Origin of the sequence: Paenibacillus sp. AN1007 (assembly GCF_040702995.1) — a bacterium.
Classification (GTDB): Bacteria; Bacillota; Bacilli; order Paenibacillales; family Paenibacillaceae; genus Paenibacillus.
On sequence record NZ_CP159992.1, the window covers coordinates 183,634 to 196,287 of the forward strand.

Here is a 12,654-nt window from a genome sequence, read left to right on the forward strand (position 1 = left end):
CTAATGAACCAAACCAGCCAAATGTTAAGAATGATTATTGAGAACGCGGCTGCAGGTAAAATTGACAAGCAGGTAGCAGCCCAGCTGCTGAAGGGATTGAAAGCAGAAGGAAGACGGAAGGATTCGGAAGGCATAGCCATTGTAGGCATCTCGGCAATGCTTCCCTCAGCAGATACGATTGACGAGTTCTGGGATAATATTCGGGGACGCTGCGATTCCATTGCCAATTTCCCGGATTCGCGTCGTCAGAATATTGAAGCTTATCTTCAATATGCAGGATACGGAGATCACATCAAGTTCAGCAGCGGCTCTTATCTGAAAGAAATTGATCAGTTTGATTACAAGTTATTTCGGATTCCTCCCCGGGACGCAGCGCTGATGGACCCTTTTCAGAGGTTGTTCCTGCGGACAGCCTGGAGTGCTCTTGAGGATGCCGGTTATGGCGGGAAAAGTCTGGCAGGCAGCCGCACGGGTGTATATCTGGGGTTTGCGAGTAATATCAAGGATAGTTATCTGCGGATGCTTCAGGATATCGACATTCATCTGACGTCCGATGCAGCCGTTGGCAACATTTCGGCTATGATGCCTGCCCGGATCTCGTACCTGCTTGATCTGAAAGGTCCTTCGATGGTCGTCGACACAGCCTGTTCTTCATCTTTGGTAGCTGTTCATTTGGCTTGTCAATCGCTGTTAAATGGAGACTGTGACATGGCTCTTGCGGGGGGCCTGCGCGTAAATCTCATGCCGCTGGATACAGAATATTACCGGGGAGGACTTGAGGCCTCGGATGGTCGGACAAGAGCCTTCGATCATTCTTCGGACGGGGCTGGTATCAGTGAAGGTGTGGCTGCCGTCGTTCTTAAACCGCTCAGCAAAGCGCTGAAGGATCATGACCAGATTTATGCTGTAATCAAAGGCAGTGCAATTAATCAGGACGGGGCTTCCATCGGGATAACGGCTCCCAATCCTGAGGCACAGGCCGACGTTATATCCAGAGCGTGGGATCAGGCCGGTATTCACCCGGAGAGCCTCTCCTATATTGAGACGCACGGCACAGGAACGAAGCTTGGCGACCCGCTGGAATTGGAAGGGCTGGAGCTTGCTTTTCAGAAATATACCGACAAAAAACAGTTCTGTCCCATTGGAACAGTAAAATCCAACGTAGGTCATCCTTATGAAGCGGCTGGGCTGGTAAGTCTGATCAAGGCGGCACTGGTGATCAAAAATCGTGAAATCCCGCCATCTCTTCACTTTGATCGGCCAAACGGACAGATTGACTTCAAAACTTCACCTGTGTATGTAAACACACGGCTTCGTAAATGGGAGAAAACAGCGTCAGAGCAGCCTATGCGCTGCGCAGTCAGCAGTTTTGGCTTCAGCGGTACCAACTGTCACCTGGTCCTGGAGGAAGCGCCAAGTGGGAGTGTGACGGCTGCTGGACCTTCGGATAGGTTTTCCGGACTGCTTGTATTATCCGCAAAATCCGAGATGGCTTTACGTGAGCTTGTCACAGCCTATGAAAATTTCATTCAGAAAAAGGAACCCGACTGTCACCTGCAGGATATATGTTATACCGCGAGTTCGGGCAGAGGACATTATAATTTCCGGTTAGCTGTAACCGCAGACAGTATTGCAGACCTCGAATGGAAGCTGCGGGAACTCTCGTCCAGGGAGAGCTGGAGCGGGGATAAGCCATGGTTCCACTTCGGGGAGCATAAGATCGTACCTGCCAGCAAAGCGAAGCTTGAAGCCGGAGATATGACAGAGGCTTCACGGAGGAAACTGGATCAGCAGGTGCAGCAGCTGGTGCAGGAGGTGATTCGATCCGGGGCGGCAGATGAAAAGGAGCTGCTCGAACTGGGCTCGTTATATGTTCGGGGAGCAGACGTGAACTGGTCAGAAATGTACAGCGAGACTGGTGCAAGACGGGTCAGTCTGCCAGTGTATCCTTTTGAGCGTCATCGCTGCTGGATTGATTTGCCGGAGGAGATGACTTCCAATCGAAGAAGTCTTGGACAGGGAACGCTGCCCTTAACGAGTGAGGAAGAGTTTCACTATACGATGCAGTGGAAGGCAGCTGAGCGCAGACGTCAGGAAGGCGGAGATACTCAATTTCCGTCCGCTGTGCTGCTGATTGAGGGAACACCTGGTGCGGGAGACGCCGCCGCTCTTGTACTTGAAGAGAATGGAGCTGCCGTAATCCGGGCTGCCTTAGGTGCTTCTTATGAACTAAAGGCGTCCGGCCAGTATGTTCTGGGAGACCAGGAAACGGATTATGATCGGCTGTTCTCCAGCCTGCAGGGAAGGACTCTGGAACACATCATTCATGTTGGCAGTGCGGTACAGCATCATCGTGCATCCGGTATTGAATCCCTTCACGAATTAAGGGACTGCCAGCGCAGAAATGTATACAGTGTGTATTACCTGGTACGGGCTCTCATGAGAAGTAAGTTCGCATCCATTACAGGCATAACACTAGTGGGGATGAACGCCCATCGTGTTACAGGTACCGAGCATATTCAGCTGCCGGAGCATGCCGCGTATCTGAGTCTGAGCAAGGTGCTGAGCCGGGAGCATCCCGACATAACGTTCCGATCGGTTGATGTGGACCATGAAACGACTGCAGCCGTTTGGTTAGAGGATGTCCTGGGAGCAGATTCGGCAGGGGACCATCTGGCAGCTTACCGTAATGGACGGCGATACGCCGAAGAGTTTACCCGCATCGACGTGAAGCATGATGCTCCCCTAACAATCCGTGAACAGGGCGTATACCTCATTACCGGGGGCGGGGGCGGCATTGGTCTGGAGACGGCCCGTTTCCTGGCTTCGAAGGCAAAAGTCCGGCTGGTGCTGGTTAATCGTACTCCCATACCCGAACGTACAAGCTGGAAGGATGTGCAGCATCAGCCGGGGCAATCGAAACTTCGGCGTTTCATCACAGCCGTTACGGAACTGGAAGCAGCGGGTTCGGAAGTATTCTGGTACAGTGCTGATGTTGCAGACGAGAACACGATGGCAGATGTGATCGGTGATATACGAACACGTTATGGGGCGATCCATGGCATTATCCACGGAGCAGGTGTTGGGGGAGACCAGCTCCTGGTGGACCGAAGTGAAGATCGGTTTACCGAAGTGCTGGCATCCAAAATAGATGGAACATGGAATCTGGATCAGCTTACGTGTAACGATGATCTGGATTTCTTTGTCATGTATTCTTCTGTAGCCACAATGTTCAGCGGTGTGACTCAAGCAGACTATGTGGCAGCCAATGCTTATATGGACGCTTATGCTGATGAGCGCAGCGCAAGAGGAAAACGTACACTTACGGTGAACTGGACAACCTGGAAAGAGACAGGCATGTCCGTAGATGCAGGGTTTACTGCCGATACAATCTTCAAAACAATACTCACCGCTCAAGCTGTTGCAGGTCTGGAGCAGGCGATGAACTCCTCTATTCGCAGAGTGCTCATCGGGCAGCTGAATTTCAGCGGAGGCGGTGTGCGGCTGCTGGATAAAATGCAGGTGCGTTTATCCGCTGAACTCAGCAGCAGCGTGGCTGCATATTTGCAGCGCGCGGCCTCCAAAACCAGATCGGCCAAGAAGGCGGGAGGCGTATCCAGCGGTGAAGTCATATTGTCAGGCAAAAGCGAGGGCGGGTACACCGCGACAGAACGCCATGTTGCCAGCGTATGCAAAGAGGTTCTGGGCTTTGATGAAATTGATGTCTATGAAAATTTCTTTGAGCTGGGTGCAGACTCCATTCTGCTGCTCCGGATTCATGCAGGGCTATCCAAACGATATCCGGGTGTTCTTGCCGTAACGGATTTATTTGAATTTTCGACCATTCATAAGCTTGCTGCATTCATCTTCAAGGAACACGGTGAGACAGAGGAGATCGAAGAAGCTGTGCCGCCGCAGGAGCAGGTAGACATTGCCTTGGAGGCAGATACAAAACCCAAGGGCAGTATGAAATCGGACGCCTTGACTACAACGAAACCGGGAGATCTGGCTATTGTAGGCATGGCACTGAATGTTGCCTCCACAACCGATGTTTCCGAATTCTGGGATCATATTCAGGGCAAGGTTGATCATATAAGGCCTCTCCCGGACCGGAGGCAGCAGGACCTGGACTGGTATCTGCAAAATACAGCACTGGATCTCCCGGAGCTGGGTTCCAAGGCAGGTGCTTTTATTGAGGATATTGACTTGTTTGATTATTCCTTTTTCAAGTTATCACCGAAGGAAGCGAGTTTGACCGACCCTAACCAGCGCCTTTTTCTGGAGACGGTCTGGAGGGCTATTGAGGATGCGGGATATGGCGGTGGGCAGCTTGCGGGGTCGGATACCGGTGTTTTCTTGGGATATTCAACGAACACGGTGGATATGTATTCACGATTTATCTATGAAACAGATCTGGGTGCGCTGCCTGATGCTGTGGTGGGCAATACACCTTCCATCATCCCTGCCCGCATTTCCTATCTATTAAACCTGAAAGGACCGAGCATGCTTGTCGATACGGCCTGTTCGTCCTCTCTTACAGCGGTCCATATTGCCTCACGAGCTTTGCTGAGCGGCGAGTGCCGTATGGCTGCAGTCGGAGGAATTAAGATTTCGACGATGCCGATCACCAAAAAGAATGAAAATATGCTCCAGGGTCTGGAGTCGGGTGACGGTAAGACACGTGCATTTGATGATGAGTCTGACGGTGCAGGTCTTGGTGAGGGGATCGGGGTTGTGATGCTCAAGAGACTGGAAGATGCACTGGCGGATGGTGATCAAGTCTATGCCGTTCTCAAAGGAAGCGCCATGAATCAGGACGGCAGTTCAGCCGGTATTACGGCTCCGAATCCGGCAGCGCAGCAGGAAGTAATAACGAAAGCTTGGCAGCAGGCAGGTATTCAACCCGAGACTATCACATACATGGAAACGCATGGTACAGGAACAGCCTTGGGTGACCCGATTGAGATTAAAGGGATTCAGAATGCCTTTCGGCAATTTACGGACAAGCGTCAATTCTGCGCGATCGGATCGATCAAAACGAATCTGGGACATACTTCGGAAGCTGCCGGTATGATCAGTCTGATTAAGGCAGCACTGGCGGTGAGGGATGGCATTATTCCGCCCAATCTCCATTTTAACCGTCCGAACCGGAATATCGATTTTCATGCTTCACCCGTATATGTAAATACACGCTTGCGGCAGTGGAAGGTGGAAAGCGGCCCGCGCCGGTGCGGAGTCAGTGCCTTTGGCATCAGCGGTACCAACTGCCATGTCATTTTGGAAGAACCGCCAAAAACGGCACCTGTGATGCCCGAAGCAACTGGTCCTCATCTCCTGGTATTATCTGCCCGTTCGGAGGATGGATTGCGCCGATTGGTGGATGATTATATAAAGCTGTTTGAACGCAGCCATTCAAGTTCTCTTGCAGACATTTGCAGTACGGCAAGCACAGGCCGCGGCCACTATTCATTCCGGCTAGCCTTTACTGCTGCAGATGGCGAGAGCATGCTGAGCATGCTTGTCCAGGCATCAAGAACGCGTTTTGGGTCCGACACGGCACCTGGACTTGAATTTGGAGAGCATCGGATCGTTCCCAAGAGTAAGAAGGAACGATCCGCAGGTGATATGACGGAGTCAGAAAAAACGGGCCTAAGTCAATTATTACGTTCTGCTATTGAGAACTTTGTCCAAAACGGACGGGAATCCGTGTATTTGCTGAAACAGATCGCTCATCTCTATGTTCAGGGAGCAGATGCAAATTGGGCAGACCTGTATGCAGGTGAGCTGATCCGCAAAGTAAGCCTGCCATCGTATCCGCTGGAGCGGAAACGATGCTGGATCGACATTCCCGAGCGCAAGCGTTCGGCGGACATGTCCAGTCACGACAAGGCGGTTCCCCTGCACTATGCCGCACTTTGGAAAGAAATGAGCAGGCCGGTTTCCGGTACAAAAGCAAGCGGAACGGAGCCGGTCGTCATATTCATGGATGAAAAGGGCACGGCTTCGTCCGCTGCCGCCAGACTGGAGGCGGAGGGCAGACTCGTTATCAGGGTATACCGGGGTGACTCCTATACCAATCAGTCCAACGCAAAATTTACAATCCGGCCATGCGAAGAGGACTATGAGCGGCTTGTACGAGCGATAGAGCCGTATAAAATCTCACAGCTGCTTCATTTTTTTGCCATGGATATTTCAGAAACAGGCACAGTGGATGGACTGGAGGACTCCCTTGAGCGAAGTGTGTACAGTCTATTTTACCTGTCCAAAGAGATGTCCAAGGTTCACTTCAAACGTCCGGTTGATCTGGTGCTGATGACAACCTGCAGCCAGCGTGTTACGGGCAGTGAACCGTGTATCCATCCAGAATACGCTCCAATGGTGGGGCTTGGCAAAACCATCTGTCATGAAATGAATCAGTTCCGCTGCAGGGCGGTTGATATTGATTCCGAAACACCGATCGAGCAGTGGCTTCAGGAGATCCGTGAGCCGGACACCTTGTATCTGGCTGCATATCGAAACGGACGCCGATATGTTCAGGAATTGGGAGAAATGCCGATGTCGCTGCTGCCAGAGCAGCCGGTCCAGATGCGCGAAGGTGGTGTGTACCTGATCACAGGGGGAACCGGAGGCATCGGTCTGGAAACGGCTGATGCACTCTCCATGTCTTCAGCGAAAATCAAACTGGTGCTGATCAACCGATCTCAGTTCCCTGAACGTCATATGTGGAAAGAACTGATGTCTTCGGAACAGAACGAGAAGCTGTCCCTTCAGATTGGACGAATTCAGGAGATGGAGGCACGTGGTACAGAGGTTCATCTCTACAGTGCCGATATTGCAGATCCGATTCAGCTTGCTTCGGTGCTCAGCAGTGTCAGACAACAGCATGGCCCGGTTTCAGGTATTATTCACGGCGCAGGTGTAGCCGGTGAAGGGTTTCTCATGAACAAGGAACGGACAGCCTTTGAACGCGTGATGCGTCCTAAAGTGCTGGGAACATGGAGTCTGGATCAGCTGACACGTTCAGATCGACCAGACTTCTTTGTGATGTTCTCTACGGCGACCACGTTTTTTAGTGAACCCGGGCAGGGAGATTATACAGCTGCGAATGCCTATCTGGATTCGTTTGCTGCCCAGCGCAGACAAGAAGGACTTCCCACTCTCACGGTGAACTGGACCGCCTGGAAAGAAACAGGCATGGCTAAGGATTTCCATGTCAATGCAGACGGCGGCTTCAAGGCTATCAGCACAGCGAGAGGTATTCAGGGACTGCAGGAGGCAATGCGTAAGGATATTACACAGGTCCTGATCGGAGAATTGAACCGGGAGGCAATCTATCAGCATGTATCGGATGATATGCCGCTGATGCTGTTTTCGGATAATATTCGTGAAGCCATTGAGCAGGGGCGCAGAGCAGATTCAGATTACGGGAAGGAAGAGCAGGGGGAACTGCATCTGCAGGGAAGAACGGACGGCACGTACTCGGCGATGGAAATGAAACTGGGAAGCGTCTGGAGCCGCGCTCTCGGCGTCACTGAATTAGGCATATACGATGACTTTTATGAACTGGGAGGAGACTCGATCATTGGGCTCAAGATTGCGAACAGTCTCACCAAAGCTTTATCAGTGCTTGTCAATACAGCCGAAATTCTAATGTATCCAACCATTGCAGAATCGGCTGCTTATCTGGAAGAGACGTACGGTCCTGCAGTGGATACCGGTGCTGCAGGCGTGACAATCCCTGTCCTGACCCCGGTAGAGCAGCGAGCCTATTATCCGGTGTCTTCGGCTCAGAAGAGATTCCTTGTTTTGGACCGGCTGGAGGGCCCCAACACCAGCGCGAACATTCCGAGGGCATCCATTATGGAGGGGGACTTCGAGCACGGCATTTTTGAAGGGATCATTCGACAGTTAATCAAGCGCCACGAGGCATTCCGAACGTCGTTCGAAATCCAGGATGGTATCCCTTACCAGAAGATATGGGATCATGTGGACTTCAGCGTTGGATATTCCGAGTGTACCCGGGAAGAACTCACGGACAGACTTCTTGGTTTTGTGAAGCCATTTGAACTGGATCAGGCACCGCTTTTCCGATTTGAGGTGGTCAAGCTTGCGGAACGAACACATGCCGTATTCTTTGACATGCATCACATCATCACAGACGGCATGTCCATGGACATCATTATGCAGGAAATTATTGATTTGTATGAAGGGCGCGAGTTGAAACCTCTCTCTATACAGTACAAAGATTTCTCCGAGTGGCATAATACGCTTTTATCCTCCGGGGCTTTGCAGAAGCAGGAAGAATACTGGCTGAGCCTGTACAGGGATTCCATACCGCAGCTTCATCTGCCTACTGATTATGTTCGCCCTGCTGCCAATGAGTTTGAAGGGGATCAGGTGGTCGTGATGGGCAGTGAATCGTTAACTCTGGAACTGGAACGTATGGCTTCGAGGACAGGAACGACCCTGTTTATGCTGCTGCTCGCTGCATATAACGTGCTGCTGGCGAAATACGCGGCCCAGGATGACATCGTTGTTGGCTCTCCGATCGCCGGTCGATCACACGCCGATCTGGAAGATGTAGTGGGTGTTTTCATTAACATCATAACCATCCGTACGAAGCCGCAGGCGGATAAAACATTTCTTGAGCTGCTTGCCGAAGTACGGGAAGGTGCATTGAAATCATATGAAAACCAGCAGTTTCAGTTTGAGGATCTGGTACGAAAACTGAATCTGAACAGGGATATTCATCGGAACCCGTTATTTGACGCCATGTTCGCGCTGCAAAATGTGGGTACGGTCGATGTGACCGTAGGGAAGTTTACAACAACACCGTACGAGTTCGGGGCTTCTGAAAGCCGATATGACGTTTATCTTGAAGTGATTCAGAAGCATGACAAACTGAAGTTTAACCTGGAATACCGTACCAAGCTGTTCAAGCGGGAAACTGCCGAGAAGATGCTTCGTGATTACATGCAGCTGCTTCATCAGGTACTGCAGCATCCGGAACAGAAGCTGGGAGAGGTCGAACTGGAGAGCAGCAAACATGTGCAGATCACCCCGAATACAGACACAGATACCCTTGATTTTGATTTTAATTTCTAACTCCGAAGAGGCATTCTCTTCAGACATATAAGGAGGCAAGACATGAAAACCATTGGAGTTATCGGAGCGGGTGTAATGGGCCGCGGCGTAGCACAGAGTTTTGCGCAAGCAGGGCATAAGGTGATCTTGGTGGACATCAGCGAAGAAGTGCTGGATACAGCCGCAGAGGAAATCTACAACCAGATTCGTATGCTGATGCTGTTCAAAAAAGTGGAGGGGCTTGAAGCCCCCGAAATTATTCTGGAGCGAATTCATCGAACTACTTCTCTGGAGGAGCTTCGTGAAGCAGATATCATTGTGGAAAATGTAAATGAACAATGGGAAGTGAAAAAGGAGGTGTATGTCCAGATTGATCCGATTTGCCAGGAGGATTGCATTTACCTGGTAAACACATCCTGTATCTCCATTACGAAAATTGCAGCACTTACGAAACGGCCTGATCGGGTCATCGGCACTCATTTTATGAATCCGGTACCTCTTAAATCTGCTGTTGAAGTGATCAAGGGAATGGATACATCCGAGCAGACGATCGAAGTGGTGACAGAACTCCTCTCATCCATTGGCAAAGAGACTATTTTGGTCAACGATTATCCGGGCTTTGTTTCGAACCGTATTTCACATCTATTTATGAATGAGGCCGCTTTTGTGCTTCAGGATCAGGTAGCATCTGCCCGTGAAGTGGATGATATTTTTGTGAAATGTTATGGACATACGATGGGACCGCTGGAGACGGCTGACTTGATTGGTCTGGATACCGTTATGGATTCGCTTGATGTACTGTATGAAAGCTATCAGGACCCCAAGTTCCGCTGCTGTCCGCTGCTCAGAAAGATGGTGCATGCGGGCCGAACAGGCAGAAAGTCAGGAGAAGGCTTCTACAGTTACTAATACACTGATGAATTCACATTGTGAACTATTAATGGCATAACCCATTACGAATGGACTCCATTAAATCGTCGTTTTCTTTGCTTCAAAAATAAATGGAATGAGAGAAAGGGAGTTATCCGAATGAAAGAAGTTAAAAATGAAGTTCGCGAAATGGAAGAAGTTAAAAGTGAAGTTCTTAAGATGGAAGAAGTTAAAGGTAAAGTTCGCAAATTTTTAGGGCGTTTTTTCAAAAAGCATGAGCTTCAAGATCATGAAGATATTTTTGCCCTGGGTTTTGTAAATTCCCTGTTTGCCATGCAGCTCGTGATGTTTTTGGAAAAAGAATTCTCCATCCGTGTCGACAATCAGGATTTGGACCTGCAGAACTTCAAATCGATTAATGCCATTACGGAACTGATCGAGAGCAAAATGGTGAGTTCCTGATTCCGATATGCTGTCTAACGATATTTCACCAATAGGAGGTTAGCGCGTTGAAAATGGAATTGAACGAGCAGCAGCTTCGCTGTAAGCAGGAGGCTGCCTCATATACGAACCAGTATGTTATCCCCTACGCGGCTTTTCATGATCGGGAAGAAAGGCTTCATCCTGAAGTGATTGAATCGTTGAAATCTTCAGGTTATCTAGGCTCCATGATTCCGAAGGAATATGGCGGGCTGGGTCTTGATCCGATATCAGTTGGTGTGCTGAATGAGGAGATTGGACGAGGCTGTTCGTCTGTACGAAGCCTGCTCACCGTGCATGGTATGGTTGCCATTGCCATTTTGAAATTTGGATCTGAACAGATGCGTTCCCACTGGCTTCCGCGGCTGGCATCAGGTGAGGTTCTCGGCGCTTTTGGACTTAGTGAACCGGGTATCGGGAGTGATGCGAAAAGCATTGAAACGCAGGCCGAACCGGAGGAGGATAACTACCGCCTGAACGGCAGGAAGAAATGGATTACGATGGGGCTCATAGCGGATGTGTTCCTGATCTTTGCCCAAGTGAATGATAAACCTACGGCATTTCTGATTGAACGGAAGAGCCCGGGATTTGGCGTACAGCCTATACAGGGCATGCTGGGGGTTAAAGGTTCGATGCTGGCTGAGCTGCATCTGGAGGACTGCCGGGTCGCCAAAGACAGCATGTTAGGCCGGCCGGGAATGGGCGTATCCATGGTTGCGCTGCACTGTTTGGATTATGGACGTTATACCGTAGCATGGGGCTGTGTTGGGCTTGGTCAGGCATGTCTGGAGGCTTCCTTAAGCCATGCTGGCAGCCGCCAACAGTTCGGGGTGCTTTTACAGGATAATCAGCTGATTCAGAAGATGCTTACCGAGATGATCGTCGAAGTCAAGGCAGCACGGCTTCTGTGTTATCAGGCCGGATATTTAAAAGAGGTGATGGACCCCGATTCCATCATGGAGACATGGACAGCGAAATATCATGCAGCAGACATGGTCAACAAGGCGGCGCACCGGGCGGTGCAGATTCTTGGGGCCAAAGGCCGGAGCACCGAGTCTCCGGTTGAACGCTTCTACCGCGATGCCCGGGTGAACGAAATCATAGAAGGCACGACACAGATGCATGAGATGGTTATTGCTTCATATGCTGCAAGCACCCACCAATCCGTACAAGAGGAGGCTGTACATTCATGAAAAAAATCAAATGTGTCATTTGGGACCTGGACCATACGATCTGGAACGGAATTTTGCTGGAAGATGAAGAGGTTACGCTGAAGGACAATATTGCCGAAGTGATCCGCACACTTGATGCGCGTGGAATTCTGCAATCGATCGCCAGCCGTAACGAGCACGATCTCGCTATGGCTAAACTCGAGCAGTTTGGGCTGCGCGAATATTTCATCTATCCGCAGATTAACTGGAATGCCAAATCCCGGTCCGTCAAAACAATTGTCGAGGCTATCAATATCGGTATGGACACGATTGCCTTTATAGATGATCAGCCGTTTGAGCGGGAGGAGGTACTGTACTCCCATCCGGAGGTGCTGTGCATAGACGCACTTCATTACCTTGAGATCACCCAGATGGAGGAGATGAATCCACGTTTTATTACCGAGGATTCTGCACTGCGCCGTCAGATGTATATGAACGATATTGTTCGCAACGAGAAGGAAGAGTCCTTCGACGGTACGCAGGATGAGTTTCTTGCTTCCCTCGGGATGATCTTTACCATCTCGGAAGTGAAGGAGGGAGATCTGCAGCGTGCGGAGGAACTGACGGTACGAACTCACCAGTTGAACGCTACCGGATACACCTATTCATATGAGGAACTGGACGAGTTCCGTTATTCGCCGCGCCACAAACTGCTCATTGCCGGGCTTGAAGATAAATATGGTACGTACGGGAAGATTGGTCTGGCACTGCTCGAGCTGAACGAAGAGATTTGGACGCTCAAGCTGCTGCTGGTATCGTGCCGGGTCATGTCGAGAGGCGCGGGCACGCTGCTGCTCCACCATGTTATGCGCATGGCCAAGGATGCAGGGGTTCGACTGCAGGCCGAGTTTGTGTCTACAGACCGTAACCGGACCATGATGATTACGTATAAATTTGCCGGATTCCAGGAAATTGAGCAAAAGGATAATTTCTATCTGTTTGAGAGCGACCTGAGCGTGATTCAGGATCAGCCTTCATATGTATCCCTGGAAGTCACTGCATAAACCAA

The 12,654-nt window shown here is 50.5% G+C and carries 5 protein-coding genes; all 5 read left to right on the forward strand.

From position 1 onward, the window contains the following. The first annotated feature begins 3 nt into the window (after positions 1-3). Positions 4-9,105 carry an SDR family NAD(P)-dependent oxidoreductase gene (locus tag ABXS70_RS00755; RefSeq protein ID WP_366293244.1) on the forward strand — a complete coding sequence of 3,034 codons (9,102 nt, stop codon included), beginning with the start codon at positions 4-6 and terminating at the stop codon, positions 9,103-9,105. A 42-nt stretch (positions 9,106-9,147) separates the two neighbouring features. Next, positions 9,148-9,993: a 3-hydroxyacyl-CoA dehydrogenase NAD-binding domain-containing protein gene (locus tag ABXS70_RS00760; RefSeq protein WP_342552910.1), complete on the forward strand. Its 846-nt coding sequence runs from the start codon at positions 9,148-9,150 to the stop codon at positions 9,991-9,993. A 120-nt stretch (positions 9,994-10,113) separates the two neighbouring features. Continuing rightward, positions 10,114-10,416 carry a phosphopantetheine-binding protein gene (locus ABXS70_RS00765; protein ID WP_342552909.1) on the forward strand — a complete coding sequence of 101 codons (303 nt, stop codon included), beginning with the start codon at positions 10,114-10,116 and terminating at the stop codon, positions 10,414-10,416. A 53-nt stretch (positions 10,417-10,469) separates the two neighbouring features. Continuing rightward, the gene (locus ABXS70_RS00770) at positions 10,470-11,627 is read left to right on the forward strand and encodes an acyl-CoA dehydrogenase family protein (RefSeq protein WP_366296496.1); all 1,158 of its coding nucleotides are present in this window, start codon (positions 10,470-10,472) and stop codon (positions 11,625-11,627) included. Beyond that, complete coding sequence (locus ABXS70_RS00775; protein WP_342552908.1) at positions 11,624-12,649, forward strand: HAD-IIIC family phosphatase; 1,026 nt, start codon at positions 11,624-11,626, stop codon at positions 12,647-12,649. The genes ABXS70_RS00770 and ABXS70_RS00775 overlap by 4 nt, the downstream gene beginning before the upstream one ends. The last annotated feature ends 5 nt before the right edge of the window (positions 12,650-12,654 follow it).